The organism is Stenotrophomonas sp. 05L414_2, assembly GCF_056397905.1.
Map to the genome: position 1 here is coordinate 1 of NZ_JBFTOJ010000060.1, position 22,058 is coordinate 22,058.

Consider the following 22,058-nt stretch of genomic DNA (forward strand, 5'->3'; position numbering starts at 1 on the left):
ATGCCGCGGCCAAGCCCCCATGGACGGGTTTACGGCGTCCCCCGCAACCGGACCCACCCCGCCATTCCACAGGAAACCTGCTTTTGCTTTCGGCAGTTGCCGTTGCCCTTGCCTCTGCGGGTGCCGGGCGGCAGCCCGGCCGATACCCCTCAGGCTGGCTGGCCGAGCTGTGCCGGCGCGCGCATCAACGTGTCACGCGGCAGTTCGCCGAACACTTTCCGGTAGTTGTCGGCAAAGCGGGAAAGATCCCACAGCCCGCAACTGAGGGCGATGGCCTTGACCGAGCGCCGGTTGGAATCGGCCATCGACAGGCTGCGGCAGGCCGCGCACAGCCGCAGCATCGACAGGTAGCGATTGGGCGAGGTGCCGAACAGATCCTCGAACGCATAGCGCAGGCCACGCTCGCTGACGCCGGCGGCATCGCAGATTTCATTCATGTAGATATTGCGGCGAAGATTGAGGCGCATGAAGTTCTCCGCCCGCTGCGCGATCAGGTAATGCGTGCGGCGGGCGCGGCTGCAACTGGGCCGATCGGCTGGGCCGGCACCGAGCAGCGCCTGGACATGCTCGTGCAGCAGGCGCTCGGTTTCTTCCGGCTGCAGCCCACCACCCTGCCCCAGCTGCGCGTGCAGTTGCTGGTAATGGCGTACCAGCGGCATCGCATCATCGCCAAGGTTGAACAGTGAAAGCGCCTGCCCCGCCGGTGGCGTGCTGCGCAGGCTCAGCTCGGTCAACTTGCGCTGCACGCGCGCGACCGGCACCAGCATCAGCGTCATCTGGGTACCAGGGCTGAGAGTGAATTCACTGATGCCTTCGGGCATCACGGTCAAGGCCATGCCCGGCGTCAGCGGCACGCCATGGCACCAGCTCAATGCATCATCGGTGGTGTGCAGGTAGCCGAGCATTGCCCAGTCCGGCGGCAGCATGAAACGGCCGCGGCAGTGGAAGCCACAGGTGATGCTGCAGAACAKGGCTTCCTCGTGAACGCGCGAAGCAAATGCCGCGCGCGGACCATTGCCATCCAGCAGCAACAGTTCCACGTCGCACACGCGGAGCACGCCGCTCAGCGTGGCCAGGTCGATTGACCTGAGATCGCCGTCGTCGTTGTCTTCCACCCCACCATCGACCATGACAGTGTCGTCCCCCGTTTGGTCTGCCGCACGACCCCGCCCCCACTGCCTGACAGGGCGCACGCCGTTTCCAAGAGCATCGTCCGTTGCCGAGATGGACGCTGCGATGCACGCGCGTCCCTCCCTGAAAATGCAAAACCTTGAATGCGAGTATGCCCGATAATCGGCGGTCGTAAACAGGATGTTTCGACGCTGCGGAATTATCAACTGCGTGAAGAAAATGTGCGCGCCGATGGCATGGTTTTCGCATGCGCGCGGATGGGCATCACATTATCTGCACGACCATGAATCGTTTTGCGCAGGAACGGATTTACGTCACAGATCCGCGCCGCAATATTCAGGCATGCAGCGAATCTGCCGAATTTGCATATAGGTTCCGGTTGCAGGCAACCGCCATTCAGGCAAAGTCGAATACACGGTGATCGGGCACGCAGACAGCGGCCACACCCAGGGGGACAGCATGACCATGCACGTACGAGATACCGTTTCGACCACCGGCCTGGAGCTGGGTGGTCGTGGTTGCGCGGCCGCTGCCCTGCCCGGGAATGATCACCCTGCTTGAGCACAGCGGGATTGCCCGCCGTGCCTCCTCCGCCAGGATGGCGGGGGCCTACGGACGGTCCCGGCGGAGCCGGGCCACCGGCCATGCAGGTGTCCTGCAGCAACTGACAGGTAGAGGGAGACAACCGTCATGAACGCATCGATCCGCAAGTTCCTGAAAGAAGAAGATGGCGTGACCGCGCTCGAATACGGGCTGCTGGCCGCCGTGATCGCCGGCATCCTGATCGTGGTGGGCAGAACCCAGATCACCGCGTTCTTCACCACGTTGTTCACCCGCCTGCAGGCCATTGCCACCGACGCCACCACCACCTAGCCAGCGCGCAGGGTGCAGCACCTGCGGTCGCTTCGATGGCGGCCGCGGTGGTCGATGAGGGGTTCTGCAACTGTCCAGTGACGGACAACGAGGGTGTGCGATGACACTGCTGGGATTGCTGGCCATGGGAGTGTGCCTGCGGATTGCGATCAGCGATCTGTATGCCCGCCGCGTGCCCAACACCTGGCTGCTGGCCGCGTGCGCGATCGCCGTGCCCCTGATCATCGCCGGCCAGTTCAATGCAACGCGCACGGCCTGGGCGCCACACCTGCTGGGCGCAGTCGTTGGCCTGCTGGCATTGCTGCCGTTCTATGCGGTGCGCTGGATGGGCGCCGGCGATGTGAAGTTCTTCGCCGTGCTTGGCCTGCTGCTGGGCTGGAAGGCATTGCTGCCGGTTTGGGTGCTGGCCAGCCTGGCCGCAGGCGCCCACGCCGTGCTGGTGCTGGCCGGTCGGCAGCTGGCCGGTCACCTGCCGCTGCGCCTGCAGATGCAGGTAAACCGCGCCAGCACGCACTTGAATGGCCACGCTGCTCTGCGCGAACTGCATGCCGCGCGCGAGGGGCGACAGGGCATTCCCTACGCAGCCTACCTGGCCTTCGCGGCGATTGGCTGGGTGTTGGCAACCACCTATGGAGGCGTCGCATGAAAGCGTTCGCGCGCCAACGCCAACGCGGCGTGGCCAGCATCGAATTCGCGTTGATGCTGCTGCTCGGCCTGGTGCCGCTGCTGCTGCTCACCTTTTCCGGCGTGCTGATCATGGCCGCGCAGCAGACGCTGGCGACGGCCTCGGCCGAGGGCGCGCGTGCTTCGCTGCGCTTTGGCAACGCCGGCGAGCGGCGCACCGCCGCCTGCCTGGCGGCCCGCCGCTCCATGCAATGGCTGCTGCAGTTTTCCGGGCAGAACCCGGACTGCAGCGGTGGCGGCACCGGCGCTATCGTGGTCTCGCCGCAGGCGCCCTGCGCCGGCCTGGCGACGGTGCAATGCATGACCGTGACGGTGAGCTACGACTATGCGTCCCATCCCTTCCTGCCCGGCACCGCCACGCTCTATGGCTGGGTGATGCAGGCCCCCATCCGCAGCGTCGCGGTCGCCCAGCTGGACCTCGGCAGCAACTGACGATCGGTACAGGAGACGATTTTCATGCTCAAGTTGACCCGCATCGCCGCCATCGCGCTGATCGCGCTCGCCGTGCTGCTGGCCGTGGTCGCCTTTGTGATCGGGCGGAAGCCTGCGGCCTCGGCGGACAACCCGAGCACGATCGTGAAGGCCGATGCGCAGACCTTCAGTGTCGTTGAAGCCACCGCGCGGCTACCCGCCGGCGAGCCGATCAGCGCCAATGGCGTGCGGCTGACACAACGCACCGCGGAAGTGCCGGGGGCCGTTGCCGACCTGGCAGCGGTGGTCGGCAAGGTGCCGGTGCAGGACATCAGCGAAGGCAGCGCGATTGCTGCCAGCCTGCTGGCACAGGGCTTCTCGCTGCAGCTGCGGCCGGGTGAACGGGCATTGGCGGTGCCGGTCGATGAGCTGGTCGCGGCAGGCAACCGCATCCTGCCCGGTGATTTCGTCGACGTCTTCCTCAACCTGCGCAGCGCCGCTACCAGCTACAACGGCCAGCAGGACATCGCACAGACGCGGTTGCTGCTGTCACGCCTGCGCGTGCTCAGCTACGGACAGCAGGACATCGCGGCAGCCCCGACGAGCAGCCAGGGCCAGGCCCCGGCCACGGCAGGCAACGACTCACGTGCAGCCGATATCACCAGCGGTTCCAGCAGCGCCCCCAGCAACGCAAACGGTAGCGATGCCACGCAGCCGGCGCGCACCGCGGTGCTGGCGGTGCCGGTGGCCGACGCCAACCGCCTGCTGCTCGGCGCACAGCAGGGCAAGCTGTTCCTCGCCCTGCGCAATCCCGCCGATACCGGCCTGCCGGATGTGGCGCTGTTCCCACAGGCGCGCGGCGTGCTGGACCCGGTGCGCGGCCTGGACAACGAGCAGCAGCAGGCCCTGCAGCGACCGGAGAACAACGCCTACGCCGGCCTGGATGGCGATGCGCTGGCTGGCCGCGGCAGCAGCGTGCAGCGCAGCGTCCACGAAACGCCGGCGCGTGCACCGGTGCAGCGTCGCTCGACGCCGCGACCGGCGGGCATCGAAATCATCCGCGGCGACACTGCTGCCCCCCGCGGCTCCCTTTGACCCTTGCCGAGAGCGCACATGACTGAACGTCGCCACCGCCTACGCCCCACTGTCCGCCAGCGCTGGCTGGCCCTGCTGCTGGTGCTGCTGGCACCGGGTGCGAGCGTGGCTGCCGACGATCTGTTGCTGCAGACCCGCGAACAGCGGCCATGGACGCTGCCGGCCGACCTGGAACGGGTTGCCATCGCCGACCCCGGCGTAGCTGACATCGTGATGCTGCGCGGCGCACGCCAGGCGCTGCTGGTAGGCAAGGCCCCCGGCACCACCACCCTGCTGCTCTGGCATCGCAAGCAGAGCGAACCGCAGCGCGTGCAGGTGCGGGTGCAGAGTGCCGTGCAGGGCGCCGCCGATGCCGGCTCCAGCGGACTGGTGTTCACCCAGCAGGACCAGCAGGGGCTGCTGCAGGGAAGCAGCGACAGCGTGCTGGCGCACATGCAGGAGCAGAAGACCGCGGTGATGGCGCTCGGCAAGGACGGCAGCCTGGCCGATGCCTCCACCATCAGCAGCGGAGGCGTGGTGCAGGTCGAGGTGAAGGTGGTCGAGTTCAACAAGACCGCGCTGAAGCAGATCGGCATCAACTTCCAGAACCGCAACGGTGGTTTCGCCTATGGATTCGCGCGGCCGGGCGGGCAGCTGCCAGGCAACACCGGCATCCTGCCTGGCATGAAGGAAGGTGAGTCGAGCAACGAAAGCGAGTCACCGATCTCCTCGGCGTTCAGGCTGGTGTTCGGTTCGACCAAGGGCCTGTGGAACGCCGATGTCGACCTGCTGCAGGCCAACGGCATGGCGCGCGTGCTGGCCGAGCCCACTCTCGTCGCGCTGTCCGGGCAGAGTGCCAGCTTCCTGGCCGGTGGCGAACTGCCGATCCTGGAGCCGCAGGGGCTCGGCACGACCACGGTTACCTACAAGCCCTTCGGCATCGGCCTCACCGTTACTCCCACCGTGCYCTCACCGAACCGCATTGCGTTGAAGGTTGCCCCRGAAGCCAGCGACCTGGACTACACCAATGCGATCGCGCTCAACGGCGTGCAGATTCCTTCGATCACCACCCGCCGCGCCGACACCACCGTCGAGCTAGGCGATGGTGAGAGTTTCGTCATCGGCGGCCTGGTCAGCTCCACCGTGGCCTCGACGGTCAACAAGATTCCGCTGCTCGGCGACCTGCCGATCATCGGTACGTTCTTCCGCAACTTYGACTACAAGCGCCAGGACAAGGAACTGGTGATCATCGTCACCCCGCGGTTGGTACAGCCGATTGCCCGCAATACCGAACTGCCGCTACCCGGCGATCGCGAAGCCAAGCCGAACATGCCCGAATGGGGCGCGTGGCTGCTTGGCCCGATCAGCCGCGATCCGGTTCCCGGTTTCTCGCGCTGACCTGCATGACGTCTCCGGTACTACGCCCATGCCCTACGCCACTGCCCTGCCGCTGCACCCGCAAGGACCACCGATGAACCTGGTCCTGTACGGGATCGACCGTGAACTGCTGCCGCGCCTGGCTGCCAAGCTGCCGCCGGCCACGGCACTGCACTGGCAGGACAGCAGCGAGCCGACCTCGGCCCAGGACCTGCAGCGTGGCCCGCAGAACCTGGTACTGCTGGACTTCCGCCCGGAGCATGCCTCGGCATCGACGGTACTGGCGCAGCAGCTGCAGCAGACCCAACCCGAATTGACTCTGGTGGCCGTGGGCGCCACCAGCGCCGGCCAGGTGGAAGGCGTGGTGATGGCGCTGCGCGCCGGCCTGCGCGATGTACTGGACCTGGACAGTGACAACACCGGCATCGAAGCCGCCCTGCGTCGCGCTTTGTCACCGCGCCCCGCCGCAAGCGCACAGCAGGCGCACAAGGCGCGCCTGATCGTGCTGCTGGGCGTGCGCGCCGGCGTSGGCASCAGCACGTTGGCCGCACACCTGTCGGTGCTCGCACAGCAGACCCGCACCCTGGCCCAGGGCGATGCCGCCGTGCAGGACGGGCTGCTGATGGAGCTGGCGCAGCCGGCCGGCGACCTCGCCCTGTACCTCAACCTGGACAGCCGCTTCCACTACGAAGACGCGCTGCGCAATGCCAGCCGCATCGATGCCACCCTGGCCCGCACGGCGATGGCCCGGCACACCAGCGGACTGGTCCTGCTCGACCGTGCCAGCGGCAGCGACGCACTGCCGCCCTCCGATCCTGGTGCGCTGCTGCAACGACTGCGCGGCGTGTTTTCCAGCGTACTGTGCGATGCCGGCGGCTGCCCGCTGCGGCAGCTGCCGCCGCTGCTGCTGGACCAGGCCGATGAAATCTGGCTGGTGGCCGACGCATCGATCGCCACCCTGGTGTCGCTGGATCACGCCCTGAAGCACCTTTCCGGCCAGCGCGAGCGCGAGAAGCGACTGCAGCTGGTGATCAACCGCCACGACGACAACAGTGGCATGAGCCCCGAACAGATCGCGCGCCGCTTCGAGCTGCCGCTGCTGGCCACCCTGCCCGAGCGGTCGCGGGTACGCGCCTCCGCCAGCCATGGCCATCTGCTGCTGCAGGATGCGCCGCGCGACCCGTACCTGCGTGCCCTCGCCCCGCTGGTGCAACGCCTGGATCCGGCTGCCTGCCCGGTCCAGGCGCACGGCCTGCGGGAAAGACTTGCCCTTGCCCTGGGTGGATCGCAATGGAAGACAAAGTGACCCCGTTCCCGCACGTTGTCGCCCGCAGCACGGTGCCGGAGCATGCACCGGGCAGCCTGCCGTTCGCACAGACCGAGCAGTACCAGAAGGTGCTGTCGGCCGCGCACGAGCATCTGCTCAACAGCATCGAAGACGAGCGCATCGACATCGATTCCTGGGCCCCCGACACCATCGCCCGCTGGGTGGAAGTGCAGACGGTCAGTTTCATCCAGGAATGGCGCATCCCCATCAACGAAGAAGAAATGCAGGTGGTGGCCGAAGGCCTGGTCAAGGAGCTGACCGGTTTCGGCCCGCTCGATGACCTGCTGCATGACCCCACCATCGAAGACATCCTGATCAATGGCTTCAAGGATGTGCATGTCTCCCAGGGCGGGCAGCTCAAACGCGCACCTCAGCGCTTCACCGATGACACCCACCTGCTGCGCATCCTGCGCCGCATCATCGCCCCGCTCGGCCGCCGCCTGGATGATTCCAATCCGATGGTCGATGCACGCCTGCCCAATGGTGGCCGCCTCAACGCGATCATCTCGCCACTGGCGGTGGACGGGCCGATGGTGTCCATCCGCAAGTTCCGCAAGGATCCGTTCACCCCCGACGAACTGCTGGCGAAGGGCACCTTCGATGCGCCGATGCAGGCGCTGCTGAAGGCGATGGTGCTGGGCCGCTGCAACATCCTGGTGTCAGGTGGCACCAGCTCGGGCAAGACCTCGCTGCTCAATGCGCTGGCCAGCTATGTGCCGGCCAACGAACGCGTCATCACCGTGGAAGACACCGCCGAGCTCTCGCTCAACCACCCGCATGTGGTGCGCCTGGAGAGCCGCATCGGTGGCGCCGAAGGCCAGGGCGCGGTCAGCATCCGCGACTTGGTGCGCAACAGCCTGCGCATGCGCCCGGACCGCATCGTGGTCGGCGAAGTGCGTGGCGCCGAGGTGCTGGAGATGCTGCAGGCGATGAACACCGGCCATGACGGATCGATGGCCACCATCCACGCCAATTCACCGCGCGACTGCCTGTACCGCATCGAGATGCTGGCCGGCTTCGCCGGTTTCCAGGGCAGCGAAGACAGCCTGCGCCGGCAGATCGCCAGTGCCATCGACTTCATCGTGCAGATCTCGCGCCTGGGCAGCGGCCGCCGGGTGCTGGTATCCATTACTGAAATCACCGGCGTCAGCGACAACCTGATCACCACCCAGGAGATGTTCCGCCACGAAGTGCAGATCGATGGCAGCGGCAAGGAAATCGACCGTTGGATCGGCCTCGGCTTCCAGCCACATTCGCACAAGCTGGAGCCGTTCCGGCAGTTGCTGCGCGAATCCCTGTACGGAGACTTCTGAGCATGGGTACCGGCCTGCTGCTGGGTGTGCTGAGCATCGTGTCGGTGCTGCTGGCGCTGGCGGTGTGGCTGTGGGGGACGGCCAGCAGCCGCGAACAGCGCCAGGCCTCGCTGCAGCATGCCGAGCAGCAGCTGGCGCGCGGCACCGGCGCTGCCGCCGCGCCGGCCGATGCAGCACGGCAGGCGACGCTGCCTGCGCCGGGTCGCCGCGCCCTGCCCTGGAACGGGCTGCTGCAGCGTGCCGGCCTGGCACCGGGCTGGAAGCTGCCGCTGCTGATGCTGCTGCCGGGCATCGCCCTGTCCGCGTTCGCGGTGTTGCGCCTGGGCACCTTCTGGATGTTCCCGCTGACCCTGCTGCTGTACCTGCTGGGCTGCTGGCTGTGGCTGATGCGCCGTATCGGCAAGCTGCAGGCGCAGCTGCTGCACCAGCTGCCGGACTTCCTCGACAACCTGGTGCGCCTTACCGCGCTCGGCAACAGCCTGCAGGCCGCCTTCCAGGTCGCGTCGATGCAGACCAACGCGCCGCTGCGCGGCCTGCTCGACACCACGGTGCGCTATGCACGTGGCGGCATGGACCTTGACCGTGCGCTCAACCTGGCCGCACAGCCCTACCGCATGGACGTGCTGAAGGTGCTGGCGGTGGTGATGGGCGTGAGCGTGCGCATCGGTGGCCGTGCCGACCAGATCCTGCAGCGCATGGGCGACTTCATGCGTGACCTGGAACAGGCGCAGCAGGAACTGGCCGCAACCACTTCTGAAACCCGCATGTCGGCGTGGGTACTGGGCCTCCTGCCACCGGCCAGCGCAGTGCTGATGGCGATCTCCAGCCCTGAATTCTTCCAGCCGGTGCTGCACGACCCACTGRGCCACAAGATCCTGCTGATCGCGCTGGCGCTGGAGTTGACCGGCGCCTTCCTGCTGTACCGCCTGGCCAAATCACTATGAACATCCCCGTCCACGCAGGAGGCATCCAATGAGCGCCAGCATCTGGTTCGTGGCTGCCCTGCTGGTGTTGGCCGCCGGCGTGGCCCTGCTGGGGCTTGGCAGCTGGGTGCGCAGCCATCGCGAGGACCGCAGCGAGGCCACGTTGAAAACAGCGCTGCGTCCGCGCGAAAGCGACGACACAGCGGCTGACGCACGCAAGGACTCACTCGGCTGGCTGGAGCAGTTCGGCCGCGGACTGAGCGGCGGACGCCTGGAAGCGGCGCTGCTGGCCGGTGAGGATCGCCTGCTGCTGGACCTGGCCGGCTGGAACACCCGCCGCGGCACCGCCATCTACCTCGGCCTGCGGCTGCTGCTGGCGGTGCTGGTACTGGGTATTGCGCTGACGCTGAGTGACGCCACGGGGTTGTCGAGGATCATGGTGGTGATCGGCGCGCTGGCTGCTGGCCTGCTGCTGCCGAAGTTCGCGCTCAGTGCGTGGGYCAAGCGGCGGCGACGCGCGGTGAACAATGAGCTGCCGCTGTTGATCGACCTGCTGCGCCTGCTGCAGGGCGTGGGCTACAGCATGGATCAGAGCCTGCAGACACTGGGCGACAAGCTGCGCGACGCACTGCCGGTGCTGGGCGGGGAAATCCAGGAAGCGAATGTGTCCTACACCCATGGGCGCACGCGTGCGCAGTCGCTGCGCCGGCTGAGCGATGTGTACGGCGATGACGATCTGTCCAGCCTTGTGCAGTTGATCCTGCAGGTGCACGCCCACGGCGGTGCCGTGCAGGAACCGCTGCGCCAGTTCAGCGTCCGCCTGCGCGAGCAGCGCCGCAATGCGCTGAAGGAAAAGGTCGGCAAGCTCTCGGTGAAGATGACCGTGGTGATGATGCTGACCCTGCTGCCGGCACTGATGCTGGTGCTGGCCGGACCGGCGCTGGTCGCGCTGGCCACTACCTTGTCGAAAATGGGATGACCTTCATGCCTGTCCTGCGCCCTGCCTGCCTGTTGCTTGCCCTGGTTGCCGCTGCTGCCGGCTGYAGTTCCACCACGCCGAAGTACCTGCGTGCGCCGAGCCTGGCCGAGCCGACCCCGGCCCCGCAGGACAGCCGCAACGCCTATCTGGAACTGATCCAGCGGATGCAGCAGCAAGGCGCCTGGTACGCTTCGCTGGCGCACGTGGATGCGTTCCGCCAGCGCTACGGCGATACCCCGGCACTGCGCCTGCTGCAGGCCGACGCACTGCGCCAGACCGGCCAGATCGATGCGGCGCTGGCGCTGTACCGCGAACTCGGCAATGGCCCGCAGGCCGCCGCCGCTGCACACGGCATGGGCCTGATCGCTGCCCTCCGCGACGACGACCAGGGCGGCGAACAGGCGCTGGCACGTGCCACCCAGTTGAGCCCGCTGAACACCGATTACCTCGGCGACCTGGGCTATGCACGGCTTCGTGCCGGCCGCTTCGAACAGGCACGCGAGCCACTGGCCAAGGCGCTGGAACTGTCGCCAGGCAATGCCAAGGCCACCGCCAATCTTGCCCTGTGGGCGCTATTGCGTGGCGACACTGCCACCGTCGAACGGCTGGCCCAACAGGCCAGCTTCAGCGAGGAGACCCGCCGCAGCGTCGAACAGCAGGCGCAGCAGATCCGCGCGCGGCTGCAGCAACGCCAGGCCGCTGCTACTGCTGCAGCGGCGGCAGCGATACGGCCAGTTGCTTCGGTAGCTGCCACCCCCGCCAACGCAGGCCCGCGCCTGGCCGCCGAACCGCGCCGCGATGGTCGCGACGAACGCGACCCACCACGACTGCCGCCCTCGATGCTGGAACGCTTCGGCTCCACCGACCATCCCACCGGGAACACGCCATGACCTCGACGCCGCTGATCCGCTGCCTGCTGCCGGTGCTTGCCGGCTTGTCTTTCGCTGCGGTTGTGCAGGCGCAGACGCCGCAGCAACCGTTGACCGGGCAGATGCTGGGTGGTGCCGCGCCCGCGCCGGCAGCCGCCCCCCTGCACAGCGAGCCGTTGGCTACCGTGGACGTATCGCCGCCACCAGCCGCAGCGCCCATCGCAGCCCCCGCAGCCCCTGAAACCAGGCCTGATTTCGGCGGCACGCAGTTGCAGCCCAACACCTCGCAGATCGGTGACACCACTCGCAGCCTGTTCCGCCTGCAAGCGTCCGGCGAGGTGGCCGGTGCCCGCCTGCCGATCCTCGGCGACCAGGCCACATCCAGCTACGCGCGTTACCTGAAGAGCTTCCAGTACGACATTCCGCAATTCTTCGAAACCGACGTCGCCAAGTCCGCAGGATCCTCCCGATCCGGACGCTGAGGCCCGCCATGAACCGAGCACGCCACATCAGCTTCAGTCGCCCGCGCGGCGGTATGTCGGTCACCATGATGCTGGTGATGATCGCGCTGCTGGCCATGCTCGGCCTGATCGAGATCGGCTTCCTGTTCTGGGCCAAGCGCGATGCGCAGAAGGTGGTCGATCTGGCTGCGCTGGCAGGCGCACAACGGCTGGACCTGTGCCGGCCCGACAACGCCGACAACAGCGCGGCCCGGCAGAACGCGCTTGCACAGAACACCTTCCCTGGGCAGGTGCAGATCCAGTGTGGCAACTGGAATGCCACCCGCGGAACGGCTGACCACTTCAGCCCAAGCGTGGACGCAGGCAATCCACGCAACGCAGTGCGGGTCATTGCCGAACGCGGCGTACTGCCGTTCTTCGGCCAGAACAGCGGGCTGCCCACGTTGCGCGTGCAGGCGGTGGCCAAGCGTTCGGAACCCACCGCCGTGTTTGCAGTGGGTTCGCAGCTGCTGCGCACCAATGGCAACTCCCCCTTGATGGCGACCCTTCGGCTGGTCGGCCTGGACGTCACCAACGCAACAATTCTGTCCTACGACGGCCTGGCACAGGCCACTGTCACCCCGTCGGGGCTGCTGGCGGCACTGGGCATCCCGGTCACCGCCGACCTCAGCGTGGCCGACTTCAACCGGCTGCTGTCGGTCAACCGCATATCACTGGCACAGCTGGTCAATGCCACTGCCACGGTGGTGGGCCGCGAGACCGCTGTCGGCGTACAGCTGCAGGCGCTGTCCAACCTGGTCGGCACGCGGCTGGACATCAACCAGCTGAACATTCTGCTGGGCAGCCAGAACGGCGGCGGCGGCCTGTTCGCGCAGGTGATCTCACCGGACGGCACCATCGGCAGCGCACTGGAATCGAGGGTCAACGTGCTGGATCTTGTCACCGCCGCGATCTCCATCGCCAACGATGGCAATGGCGTGCAGGTGCAGGGCTTGAACCTGCTGGGCATCGACGTCAAGGCCGGCGTGGTGGAGCCGCCGTCGATCGCCATCGGTGGCGTCGGCGCACGCGCGTACAACGCGCAGGTGCGGCTGATGGTGGACGTCGACAGCGACCGCCTGTTCGCGATCGGCCCGCTGCTGAACCTGCTCGGCACCCGCCTGCATCTGCCACTGCACGTGGATGTGGCCAATGCGATGGGGACGCTGACCAGCATCCAGTGCGGTGCGTCACCACCCACGGCCACCATCCAGGTCGATTCCTCGGTGCTGCGCGCCTGCGTCGGCAAGGTCAACGCAGCCGATCGCTTCTCCAAGAGCAACGTCTGCGACGCGACCCTGCAGAACGAGCAGTTGTTGAGGCTGCTGGGGCAGCCGCTGATCAACGACAAGGTCACCCTGCCGGCGCTGACCAGCACGCAGAGCCTGACCCTGGCCGCAGGCCAGACCGGCTCGACCCGGATCAACCCGTTGGCCGTCGGCACCGCCGTGTCAGACCTGGTCAACGAACTGCTGCGGGTGCTGTCAGGCATGCTCAGTTCACCCAAGCAGGGCATGAGCGCCAATGACACCGCCAAGGCTCTGGCAGACCGTTACCTGCAGGCGGCCTTCCCCAGCGGCGGGCGTTACAACGTGGACCAGGTGATTCCATTGCTGCGCGATGGCGATCCGTCACGCAACCTCGCACCGCTGGGCAACTGGACCGTTACCAAGGGCGTACCCAAGCCCTGCCTGATTGGCCTGAGCACCTGCTGGGAAGATGGATCGGTCTGGGCCGGTTACCGCGCCACCGTGACCGGCCAGGGCCTGGGCCTGCTCGACGGCCTGCTGGGCTCGCTGGTCGGCGGCCTGCTGATCAACCGCTGCGACAGCCTGCTGGGCAACCTGATCGACTACAACGGCTGCGTGCGCACCAACCTGGCGTCCTACATCCAGACCGCCCCGGCCGGATTCCTGGATGGGCAGAACGGCGGCGGCGTGACCACCCCCGGCAACAACGTCACCTGCAGTGGCCTGCTGTGTGCGCTGCTGAACCCGGTGCTGGCCGCACTCAAGCCCGTACTCAACAGCGTCGGCACCCTGCTGACCAACACCCTGGCCAGCCTGCTCGGGCTGGAACTGGGCCGCACCGATGTCAGCATGCAGTCGATCCAGTGCAGCTCGGCGCAGCTGGTCTTCTGACCCGCGCGGGCACCGGTTGGCGGCGTCCGCGCCCATGCTAGACTCGCAGCGGGGAACCACTTTCAACTCAACCCACACTACATCCGTGGATGGTCTAGACATGCGAGAAACTTCAGGGGGCACCGTCTTCGCCCGGTATCGGCGCGGCGCAGCACTGCTGGCCGTGGCCATGATGGTGGTGGCGCCGTCGGCGCTGGCCGCACGTGGCGATCGCACTGCCACGGTGGAGCCGGCCAAGGCCGCACCGGTGGTACGCAACACCGTCGACGAACTCAAGCAGTTGATGGATGCGCAGCAGCTCACCGAGCTGCGTACCACCTACAACGGCAACTACGGCGCCAGCCTGCTGTTCAACGCTAATACCCTGACCTACTACGTGGCCCTGTTCCAGGAGAAGAATTTCTGGCGGGTGATCAAGACCGATGCCGTCGACAACGCCGAGCGTGTCTACCGCACCTTCGCGCAGCAGTCCGAACAGCTGGCGCAGGTCTACATCGACACCACCCGGCTGGAAGCCGGCAAACGCTACACCGAGCGCCTGGTGGCCTACAACGAAGAACGCCTGCGCACCCTGCAGCAGGAAATGGAACAGCAGCAGGCGCAGTCGGCGCAGGTCAGCGCAGCGCTGCAGCAGGCCCAGCAGCAGGCGGTCAGCCTGAGCACCGACGTGCAGAGCACCAACAGCCAACTCGATGCGCTGCAGCGCCGGATCCAGATCCTGCAGGCCGAACAGGGCAACCCGGAGCTGAGCCTGCCCAAGCCGGATGCAGCAGCGTCGCCGGCCGCCGCCAGCGACGGCCGCTGAGGCTAACCCGGCTGCAGACCAGAACGGCACCTTCGGGTGCCGTTTTTCGTTGTGCTCAACGACAGGCGTCGCGCACCGCGTCATCCAGCTGCCTGCGCTGCAGGTAGTCGAGCCTGCGCGGCTTGGCCAGTGTTGCCACCTGCCGCTGGCGCGCCCGCTCGCAGCCACGCGGGTCAGCCGTGATCGATATCAGCGCGCCCTGTGCGCGCCCGCGCCGTGGCGTCCGCCTGCTACCGCTGCGGGCAGGCTGCACGACTGCAGGTGTGGGCCCGCGTGCCTTCGACTCGGCACCGGGCACTTCCCAGCGCCACTCCGCGCGCCCCTGGCAGGGCGTCTGCTGGTAGACCGGATGCTCACCTCCGGTGCACTTGTACACGTTGGTCTGTGCCGTCGCGACAGCAGCCAACAGCAGTGCAGGCAGCACTGCCCATCCCGGCATCTTCATGACTGGCCCTCGCGCGTCCGATGGCCATGGTTGCCATCAGCACCGGCCTGCCGCCAGAGCGAGTCGCGTCAGCGCGACGACCACGCCAATCCGGCACAGCCGTGCAATAYACATCGCCCATCATGCGCTGTACTGCCGCAGGCGCCGGCCAACCCGCAGGCGTCTTTCCCTCCCTTTCGCCAAGGAACCTGCAATGAGCAATTTCGTGACCGTCAATGATGGCGCCCGCATCTTCTACAAGGACTGGGGCACCGGCCAGCCTGTCGTATTCGCCCATGGCTGGCCACTGTCGTCCGATGCCTGGGACCCGCAGATGCTGTTCATGGGCCAGAACGGCTACCGCGTGATCGCGCATGATCGCCGTAGCCATGGCCGCTCCAGCCAGACCTGGGACGGCAACAACATGGACACCTACGCCGATGACCTGGCTGCCGTTCTGGATGCGCTGGACGTGAAGGACGCGATCCTGGTCGGCCATTCCACCGGCGGTGGCGAAGTGGCGCACTACATCGGCCGCCATGGCAGCAAGCGCGTGGCCAAGGTGGTGCTGGTCGGCGCGGTGCCGCCGCTGATGCTGAAGACCGAAGGCAATCCGGCCGGCACCCCGCTGGAAGTGTTCGACGGCATCCGCAAGGGCACCGGTGGCGATCGTTCGCAGTTCTTCAAGGATCTGGCCACGCCGTTCTTCGGTGCCAATCGTGATGGCAACAGCGTCACCGAAGGCATGCGTGATTCGTTCTGGCTGCAGGRCATGCTGGGCGGCGTGAAAGGCCAGTACGACTGCATCCACGAATTCTCGGAGGTGGACTACACCGACGATCTGAAGAAGATCGACGTGCCGGCTCTGGTGGTGCATGGCGATGACGACCAGATCGTGCCCTTCGATGCTTCGGCCAAGCTGTCCTCGCAGATCATCCGCAACGCAGAACTGAAGGTGTACGCCGGTGCACCGCACGGCCTCACCCTGACCCATGCCGATCAGTTCAACGCCGACCTGCTGGCATTCGCACGCAGATGACGTATCGCGGCGGCGCCCGTGCGCCGCCGCTCCTGCCCTGGAGCCGGCCAGCGGCCAGCTCCATCACGGGACCATCAGATATCGCTGTGGTGATGCGGCGCCGGCGCCGGCAATGGATCATGGCCGCCAACGAAGTGACGCACCACCGGCGCGCGCTCGCCGCGATGCAGCGCGCGCAGCGCCTCCTGGATCGCCTTGTCGTCGGCGGTGATGCGTTCATGCTGGCGCAGGTGCTCCAACCACGATGCTGCGACGAAATACTCCAGATGGATGCCCGGGGTTGCCACATCCTCGACCACGCCCCAGACCACGGCGCCATCGCGTCGACGGATCGTTCCCAGCGTGCGCATCTGCGCCTGGAACGCGGCGCGGTCGGCGGCATCGATGCGATATTCGATGGTCACCAGCACCGGCCCCCGATCATTCGACACCGGCACCGACAGTTCCGGTGCGGGCCAGTGCCCGGCCGGGCTCAGGTTCAGATCTTCGGCGCCTGCAATGCGTACCCGCCACACCAGCAGGCCGCCGATGACCGCACCTGCAGCAGCCACCAGCAGTGCCAGCTCGGGCGATGTGCGCTGCGCCAGTGCGCCCCAGCTCAGGCCACCGGCCGCCATGCCGGCCGAGAACACCATGATGTACAGGGCAAGCGCACGCGCCCTCACCCAGGCCGGCACCGCCGTCTGTGCTGCGATCTGCAACGAGGACAGTACGGTGATCCAGGCAAAGCCATTGACCAGCATCACCAGCGGCAACACGTACCAGCTGCGGGTCAGCGCCAGGCCGGCCAGGCTTGCCGCCAGCGACAAGGTGGCCAGCAGCACCAGCAGGTCGCGATCAAGCCTGGCCCGCAGCTTCGGCAGCAGCAGCGCACCGCCCACCGCACCGATGCCGATGCAACCCAGCAGCACGCCGTACTGCCCCGCTCCGCCCTGCATCTGCCCGCGCACCACCACCGGCAGCATCGCGTTCATCGCCGCGGCGAAGAAGAAGAAGCCGGCCGATTTGATCAGTACCGCCTGCAGGCGGCCGGCACGGCTGGCATAGCGCAGGCCCGCCTTGAGGCCAGCGCCGAACCCTTCGGGAGGCAGGCTGGACGCCTTCGGATCACGCTTCCAGCCCCACACCACGAACAGCATGGCGGCAAAGGTGATGGCGTTGAACCCGAAGGCCCACACCGCACCCAGCTGGGCCACGATCACCCCGCCGATGGCCGGCCCGATGGAACGGGCGATGTTGATGCCGATGGAGTTGAGTGCCACGGCCGAGGCCAGCATCGGCTGCGGAACCAGCTCGGAGACGATCGCGGCCTGTGCCGGCATCGCCATCGCCGCACCGCAGCCCATGCAGAAGGTCAGCAGCACCAGCAGCTGCGGCGTCAGCAGGTCCAATGCCGTGAGCACGGCGGTCGCTGCCGCCACCAGCAGCATCCAGCCCTGGGTGAACAGCAGGTACTTGCGGCGGTCGACGATGTCGGCCAGGGTCCCGGCCGCCAGCGCCAACAGCACGATCGGCACGGTGGTGGCCGACTGCACCAGCGCGACCATCAGCGCCGAACCGGTGCGTTCGGCCATCACCCAGGCCGCAGCCACGTCGTTGACCCAGGTGCCGATGTTGCTGGCCAGGATCGCCAGCCAGATCGAGCGGAACATGCGGATCTTCAACGGCGACCATGCGCCATCGACCTGCGGGGAGTGTTGTGACGCCGATGCGTTCACCATTGCCAAGCTCCAACGATTGAGGCGAACAGCGTGTCCCGGCCGCCGGCCTGCGTCAGTGCAGGACCCGCGTCGACCCAGGCCAGCTGCAGCTGCCATTGCCAGTGGTCATTGACCTGCCAGCGGGTTTCGGATTTGTACTGGGTACCGATGCGGCGTGCGCCTCCGGCACTGCCGGGCAACGCTGCCAACGGTGCCGGCGTGGTATAGACCGCATCGGCGCGCCGATGCTTCCAGGCCAGCTGCACACCCAGCTCGGTGGTCACCGCCTCATGCAGGCGCAGTGCCAGTGTCGGTTGCAGATCCATCAGGTTGGCCGGTGCCAACAGGCTGGCTTCGCTGAAATAGGCGGACTTGGGAAACAACGCATTGAACGTACCCAGACGACCATCACCCGGGTCTGCGTCGCCGCTGGCAATGTCGGCCTTCAGGCCAAGCCGCGGTTGCAGCGGCAGCGCGCTCCAGCGCCAACCGGTATCGGTGGCGAGGGTCCAGGCGCGGATGTCCAGATCGCTGGTCACCGCCCGCAGTTCACCGCCCTGTGCCACCAGTTCGGCATTCCAGTCCAGCGCACCCGACTGGCCGAACCAGCGCGCGCCCAGGGTCTGCCGCCGCTCGGTGCCGCTGCCCACGGCGAAGCGCGCGCCCTCGCGACGATAGTCGAGCAGGTAAAGGTCCCACTGGCTGATGCCAGCACCCTTGGACGTGGTCGCATACGCGCCGAGCAGGTGTGCACCGCGCTCACTGCGGTCATCGAAAGCACCCGGGCGGTTCTCGACCGGGCGCAGCGCCATCAGGTCCAGTGCGCCCAGCCTGCCCTGCCACCCCACCCGCGCACCATCGAAGGCCAGGCGGATGTTCGGCCCGTCGCGCACCGACAACAGGCGCGAGCTGCCATAGCCCGCTTCCTGCCGTCCCAGCTGCACGTGCATGCCAGCGCCGGACCAGCGCCAGTACGCCTGCTGCACGTCCAGCGCGCCGCGATCGGTACGACCTGGGCCACCGGCCTTGCCGCGCTCGGCATGCGTACCCAGCTGCAGCTTCGCCTGCCAACCACCCTGCGCGAAGGAGGCAGAAGCCAGCGCACGCAGCAGGCCGTAGCCATCGTCGCCAGCACCGACGCCAAACCGGGTCGGGGCGTAGTACATGCCACGCAGGCGCAGCGATGCATCCCACTGCAACTGGCCGTCGCCAATCGTGGTACAGGCACCACCGTCGCAGGCCAGCGCCAACGACGGCAACACCAGCGATRCCAAGGTCAGAACGCGAAGCACGAACACCCCATCGCGCCCCAGAACGCGGTCAGGTCGTCGGTTGGCGCCGGATGACGAACCGCGTGGCCATGCGCACCGTGGGTGCTGCAGGCCACACCATGGTGGTGATGACGGTGCGCCGCAGCCAACCCGGTCGCCCCGCCACCGACGTGGTAACCACCGAAGCGGTTCACCGGCGACCAGTCCGGCATCGCCGGAGGCAGCTGCGGCGCCAACCCGGCGTAGTCGCCGTCGCCATGCACGATGCGGCCACCCACCACGGTCAGCAGGCTGGTGATGTCGGCGATCTGCTGCTCATCGACGCGGAAGAAGTCGGACGACAGCAGGATGAAGTCGGCCAGCTGGCCCACCTTCAGCGTGCCCTTCACCGCTTCGTCGCCGGAGAACCAGGCGCTGCCCTGTGTCCACAGGCGCAGGGCCTGCTCGCGCTCCAGCAGGTTCTCATCACCGTACAGGGCCAGGCCGCCGACGGTGCGTCCCGTCACCAGCCACGACAGCGCCACCCACGGGTTGTAGCTGGCCACGCGGGTAGCATCGGTGCCGGCGCCGACCGGCACGCCCTCGGCCAGCATCCGCTTCACCGGTGGCGTGTGCCGCGCCGCCTGCACGCCATAGCGCTGCACGAATGCCTCGCCCTGGTAGGCCATGCGGTGCTGCACGGCGATGCCGCCGTTCAGTGCGCGGATACGCTCGATGTTGCGCGGGGTGATGGTCTCGGCATGGTCGATGAACCAGTGCAGGCCATCGAACGGCACCTCACGGTTGACCTGCTCGTAGACGTCGAGGATGCGGCTGATGCTTTCGTCGTAGGTCGCATGGATGCGGAACGGCCAGCGCTTCTCCACCAGCAGCTTCACCACATCGTGCAGCTCCGGCTCAAGTTCCGGTGGCAGTTCCGGGCGCGGCTCGTTGAACAGTTCAAAGTCGGCTGCGGAGAACACCAGCATCTCGCCGGCACCATTGTGGCGCAGCAGGTCATCGCCCTGGCGCGGTTGCAGCATCTCGCTCCAGCCGCGGAAATCGCTGACCTCGCTGCCCTYGTTCTGGGTGAACAGGTTGTAGGCGATGCGCACGGTCAGCTGATCATCGCGATGCAGCTGCTCGATGACCTGGTAGTCCTCGGGGTAGTTCTGGAAACCGCCTCCGGCGTCGATCACCGAGGTGATGCCCAGGCGGTTCAGCTCRCGCATGAAYTGGCGGGTYGARTTGRCCTGRTATTCGASCGGCAGCTTCGGCCCCTTGGCCAGGGTCGCRTACAGGATCAATGCATTCGGCTTGGCCAGCAGCAGGCCGGTCGGGTTGCCCAGCGAATCGCGCACGATCTGCCCGCCGGGCGGGTCCGGCGTTTCCCTGGTATAGCCACAGGCACGCAGCGCGGCGCGATTGAGCAGCGCGCGGTCGTACAGGTGCAGCAGGAACACCGGCGTATCCGGAGCGATGTCGTTCAGCTCCTGCAGGCTCGGCAGGCGCTTTTCGGTGAACTGGGTCGCGGTGAATCCACCGACCACGCGCACCCACTGCGGCGCGGGCGTACGGTCAACCTGCGCCTTCAGCATGGCCATCGCATCGGCCAGTGAACGCAGGCCATCCCAGCGCAGTTCCAGGTTGTAGTTCAGGCCACCGCGGATCAGGTGGGTGTGGCTGTCATTGAGGCCGGGCACGATGCGCCGCCCCTGCGCATCGACGATCGTGGCTTCGCTGCCCCAACCGCGCATGATGTCCTCGTCGCTTCCCACGGCAACGATACGGCCGTTCTGCACGGCCAGTGCCTGCGCATGCGGCTGCTGCGGATCAAGCGTGGTGATGCGTGCGTTGCGGATGACCAGTGTGCTCATGCGACGCTCCTTGGAAGGGGATTGGATGGCCGAGGCGGTACCGCCAGCCAGGCCCAGCGCCAGCGCGGCACTGGTGGCCAGCACCACATTGCGGCGGCCAGGATCGAGAGGTTCGTTGTTCACGCGATGTCTCCAGAAAGAAGCAGACCGTCCACCGCCCATGCACCGGGCCCGGCCAGGGCGATGGCCAGCAGTGCCAGCGTCCACAACAACGGATACTCGGCACCGCCGCGCATCCAGAACCACCCGTTGCGCAGCGCCAGCAGGGCGGTGAAGGCGATGAAGGCGGCAGCGACAAGCGCGGCGATCCGGGCCTGCCAGCCCAGCATCACAGCGCTACCGGCCACCACCTGCAGCAGCGCCAGCAGCAGTGGCAGCGGCGCCGACGACGGCAGACCGAAGCCACGCAGTTCGCCGGCAAAACCTGCCAGGCCTGGCCCGTTGAACCAGCCGAACAACTTGCCCAGCGCATGCGGCAGCAGGAATCCTCCCGCCGCCACCCGCAGGATCAACAAGGCCAGGTCGAGGCCATGGCCATCGCGCACGCTCAGTGCCCGCCTTCCTGCGCGCCGAACATGGTCTTGGCGTACTGGATGCCGACGCCATAGCCACCCGCATGGTCACGGGCGATGCCGGTGGTCAGGTCGTAGGTTTCAGCACGCGCCCAGTCGCGCTGCAGTTCCAGCAGGTACTGCACGCTGGTGATCGGCACGGCACCGGCCTGCACCATGCGGGCGATCGCACGTTCGTGCGCCTCTTCGCTCACATCGCCGCAGGCATCGGTGATCACGTAGACCTCAAACCCCTGCTCCAGCGCCGACAGCGCCGGGCCGACGATGCACACACTGGTCCACAAGCCGGCGAGCACCAGCCGACGCTTGCCGATGCGGTTCACCTCATCGATCACCGGCTGGTCTTCCCAGGTGTTCATCGACGTGCGATCGAACACCGCCTGGCCGGGGAAGATCGCCGGCAGCTCCGGGAACATCGGGCCGGAGAACGACTTCTCGGCCACCGTGGTCAGCAGCACCGGCACGTTGAAACCTTTGGCACCCTTGCTGATCAACGACACGTTGTTGCGCAGCGCGGAGATGTCGATGGTGTGGGTGGCAAATGCCATCTGCGACTGGTAGTCGATCAGTATCAGGGCGTGGTCGGCCGGTGACAGCAGTGCTTTGGCGGGGGTGGCGGTGGCGAGGCTCATGGGTGGACTCCGGTGGAGGAAACAACAGGGGGCTGGGAACGTGCCGCGCCATCGGCCAGGTACTGGCCGGGACTGCAGCCGGTCTCGGCGCGGAAGCTGCGGACGAAGTGGCTCTGGTCGAAGAAGCCAAGATGCTGGGCCAGGCAGGTCATCGACC

The 22,058-nt window shown here is 67.1% G+C and carries 22 protein-coding genes; 14 read left to right on the forward strand and 8 right to left on the reverse strand.

Annotated features, from left to right (window positions below; translation table 11 throughout):
- Positions 1-149 precede the first annotated feature (149 nt).
- Complete coding sequence (locus tag AC1DJN_RS10365; protein ID WP_478039174.1) at positions 150-1,130, reverse strand: AraC family transcriptional regulator; 981 nt, start codon at positions 1,128-1,130, stop codon at positions 150-152.
- Between the two features lie 691 nt (positions 1,131-1,821).
- Here AC1DJN_RS10365 and AC1DJN_RS10370 point away from each other — a divergent pair.
- From AC1DJN_RS10370 to AC1DJN_RS10430, 13 genes are all read left to right on the forward strand, one after another.
- Entirely contained in the window at positions 1,822-2,004 is a 183-nt protein-coding gene (locus tag AC1DJN_RS10370) for a Flp family type IVb pilin (RefSeq protein WP_025878547.1), read from the forward strand.
- A 100-nt stretch (positions 2,005-2,104) separates the two neighbouring features.
- Positions 2,105-2,650 carry an A24 family peptidase gene (locus tag AC1DJN_RS10375; protein WP_032975294.1) on the forward strand — a complete coding sequence of 182 codons (546 nt, stop codon included), beginning with the start codon at positions 2,105-2,107 and terminating at the stop codon, positions 2,648-2,650.
- Positions 2,647-3,120, forward strand: a complete 474-nt coding sequence (locus AC1DJN_RS10380) for a TadE/TadG family type IV pilus assembly protein (RefSeq protein ID WP_025878545.1) — start codon at positions 2,647-2,649, stop codon at positions 3,118-3,120. The genes AC1DJN_RS10375 and AC1DJN_RS10380 overlap by 4 nt, the downstream gene beginning before the upstream one ends.
- 24 nt (positions 3,121-3,144) lie before the next feature.
- Positions 3,145-4,194 carry a Flp pilus assembly protein CpaB gene (gene cpaB / locus AC1DJN_RS10385; RefSeq protein WP_025878544.1) on the forward strand — a complete coding sequence of 350 codons (1,050 nt, stop codon included), beginning with the start codon at positions 3,145-3,147 and terminating at the stop codon, positions 4,192-4,194.
- Between the two features lie 18 nt (positions 4,195-4,212).
- On the forward strand, positions 4,213-5,571 hold the full coding sequence (locus tag AC1DJN_RS10390; protein ID WP_478039175.1) for a type II and III secretion system protein family protein: 1,359 nt from the start codon (positions 4,213-4,215) through the stop codon (positions 5,569-5,571).
- Positions 5,572-5,599: 28 nt separating this feature from the next.
- The gene (locus tag AC1DJN_RS10395; protein ID WP_478039176.1) at positions 5,600-6,856 is read left to right on the forward strand and encodes a CpaE/TadZ family protein; all 1,257 of its coding nucleotides are present in this window, start codon (positions 5,600-5,602) and stop codon (positions 6,854-6,856) included.
- A complete protein-coding gene (locus tag AC1DJN_RS10400) occupies positions 6,841-8,190 on the forward strand; it encodes a TadA family conjugal transfer-associated ATPase (protein ID WP_025878541.1) in 1,350 nt (449 codons plus the stop codon). The genes AC1DJN_RS10395 and AC1DJN_RS10400 overlap by 16 nt, the downstream gene beginning before the upstream one ends.
- Before the next feature lie 2 nt (positions 8,191-8,192).
- Positions 8,193-9,134: a type II secretion system F family protein gene (locus AC1DJN_RS10405; protein WP_478039177.1), complete on the forward strand. Its 942-nt coding sequence runs from the start codon at positions 8,193-8,195 to the stop codon at positions 9,132-9,134.
- A gap of 28 nt (positions 9,135-9,162) precedes the next feature.
- Entirely contained in the window at positions 9,163-10,092 is a 930-nt protein-coding gene (locus AC1DJN_RS10410) for a type II secretion system F family protein (RefSeq protein ID WP_478039178.1), read from the forward strand.
- A 5-nt stretch (positions 10,093-10,097) separates the two neighbouring features.
- Entirely contained in the window at positions 10,098-10,982 is an 885-nt protein-coding gene (locus tag AC1DJN_RS10415; RefSeq protein WP_080148883.1) for a tetratricopeptide repeat protein, read from the forward strand.
- Positions 10,979-11,443, forward strand: coding sequence for a DUF3613 domain-containing protein (locus AC1DJN_RS10420; RefSeq protein ID WP_032975289.1), 465 nt, complete (start codon positions 10,979-10,981; stop codon positions 11,441-11,443). The genes AC1DJN_RS10415 and AC1DJN_RS10420 overlap by 4 nt, the downstream gene beginning before the upstream one ends.
- An 8-nt stretch (positions 11,444-11,451) precedes the next feature.
- Positions 11,452-13,602 (forward strand): TadG family pilus assembly protein, encoded by a 2,151-nt coding sequence (locus tag AC1DJN_RS10425; protein WP_099784489.1) that lies wholly within the window; start codon positions 11,452-11,454, stop codon positions 13,600-13,602.
- A gap of 100 nt (positions 13,603-13,702) precedes the next feature.
- Complete coding sequence (locus AC1DJN_RS10430) at positions 13,703-14,407, forward strand: DUF2968 domain-containing protein (protein WP_282279373.1); 705 nt, start codon at positions 13,703-13,705, stop codon at positions 14,405-14,407.
- A gap of 55 nt (positions 14,408-14,462) precedes the next feature.
- Here AC1DJN_RS10430 and AC1DJN_RS10435 read toward each other — a convergent pair whose 3' ends face one another.
- Positions 14,463-14,852 carry a hypothetical protein gene (locus AC1DJN_RS10435; RefSeq protein WP_442251862.1) on the reverse strand — a complete coding sequence of 130 codons (390 nt, stop codon included), beginning with the start codon at positions 14,850-14,852 and terminating at the stop codon, positions 14,463-14,465.
- Positions 14,853-15,045: 193 nt separating this feature from the next.
- On the opposite strand from AC1DJN_RS10435, the gene AC1DJN_RS10440 reads away from it, so the two are divergent.
- Positions 15,046-15,870 carry an alpha/beta fold hydrolase gene (locus AC1DJN_RS10440; RefSeq protein ID WP_478039179.1) on the forward strand — a complete coding sequence of 275 codons (825 nt, stop codon included), beginning with the start codon at positions 15,046-15,048 and terminating at the stop codon, positions 15,868-15,870.
- 74 nt (positions 15,871-15,944) lie between these two features.
- On the opposite strand, the gene AC1DJN_RS10445 is transcribed toward AC1DJN_RS10440, so the two are convergent.
- From AC1DJN_RS10445 to AC1DJN_RS10470, 6 genes are all read right to left on the reverse strand, one after another.
- Positions 15,945-17,591, reverse strand: a complete 1,647-nt coding sequence (locus tag AC1DJN_RS10445; protein ID WP_442251863.1) for an MFS transporter — start codon at positions 17,589-17,591, stop codon at positions 15,945-15,947.
- A complete protein-coding gene (locus AC1DJN_RS10450) occupies positions 17,585-18,868 on the reverse strand; it encodes an alginate export family protein (RefSeq protein WP_478039180.1) in 1,284 nt (427 codons plus the stop codon). Before AC1DJN_RS10450 ends, AC1DJN_RS10445 begins: the two co-directional genes overlap by 7 nt.
- Positions 18,847-20,697, reverse strand: a complete 1,851-nt coding sequence (locus AC1DJN_RS10455) for an amidohydrolase (RefSeq protein WP_478039181.1) — start codon at positions 20,695-20,697, stop codon at positions 18,847-18,849. Before AC1DJN_RS10455 ends, AC1DJN_RS10450 begins: the two co-directional genes overlap by 22 nt.
- A 119-nt stretch (positions 20,698-20,816) precedes the next feature.
- On the reverse strand, positions 20,817-21,242 hold the full coding sequence (locus tag AC1DJN_RS10460; RefSeq protein ID WP_025878529.1) for a DoxX family protein: 426 nt from the start codon (positions 21,240-21,242) through the stop codon (positions 20,817-20,819).
- A 2-nt stretch (positions 21,243-21,244) separates the two neighbouring features.
- Positions 21,245-21,901, reverse strand: coding sequence for a hydrolase (locus tag AC1DJN_RS10465; RefSeq protein WP_032975283.1), 657 nt, complete (start codon positions 21,899-21,901; stop codon positions 21,245-21,247).
- On the reverse strand, positions 21,898-22,058 hold a 161-nt coding region (locus tag AC1DJN_RS10470; protein WP_478039182.1), incomplete at its 5' end, for a helix-turn-helix domain-containing protein. The genes AC1DJN_RS10465 and AC1DJN_RS10470, both read right to left, overlap by 4 nt.

Bases quoted from the DNA above. Each gene is read 5' to 3' on its own strand.
- AC1DJN_RS10370 (WP_025878547.1), top strand. From the start codon at position 1,822: ATGAACGCATCGATCCGCAAGTTCCTGAAAGAAGAAGATGGCGTGACC.
- AC1DJN_RS10375 (WP_032975294.1), top strand. From the start codon at position 2,105: ATGACACTGCTGGGATTGCTGGCCATGGGAGTGTGCCTGCGGATTGCG.
- AC1DJN_RS10380 (WP_025878545.1), top strand. From the start codon at position 2,647: ATGAAAGCGTTCGCGCGCCAACGCCAACGCGGCGTGGCCAGCATCGAA.
- cpaB (WP_025878544.1), top strand. From the start codon at position 3,145: ATGCTCAAGTTGACCCGCATCGCCGCCATCGCGCTGATCGCGCTCGCC.
- AC1DJN_RS10400 (WP_025878541.1), top strand. From the start codon at position 6,841: ATGGAAGACAAAGTGACCCCGTTCCCGCACGTTGTCGCCCGCAGCACG.
- AC1DJN_RS10420 (WP_032975289.1), top strand. From the start codon at position 10,979: ATGACCTCGACGCCGCTGATCCGCTGCCTGCTGCCGGTGCTTGCCGGC.
- AC1DJN_RS10425 (WP_099784489.1), top strand. From the start codon at position 11,452: ATGAACCGAGCACGCCACATCAGCTTCAGTCGCCCGCGCGGCGGTATG.
- AC1DJN_RS10430 (WP_282279373.1), top strand. From the start codon at position 13,703: ATGCGAGAAACTTCAGGGGGCACCGTCTTCGCCCGGTATCGGCGCGGC.
- AC1DJN_RS10435 (WP_442251862.1), bottom strand. From the start codon at position 14,852: ATGAAGATGCCGGGATGGGCAGTGCTGCCTGCACTGCTGTTGGCTGCT.
- AC1DJN_RS10445 (WP_442251863.1), bottom strand. From the start codon at position 17,591: ATGGTGAACGCATCGGCGTCACAACACTCCCCGCAGGTCGATGGCGCA.
- AC1DJN_RS10465 (WP_032975283.1), bottom strand. From the start codon at position 21,901: ATGAGCCTCGCCACCGCCACCCCCGCCAAAGCACTGCTGTCACCGGCC.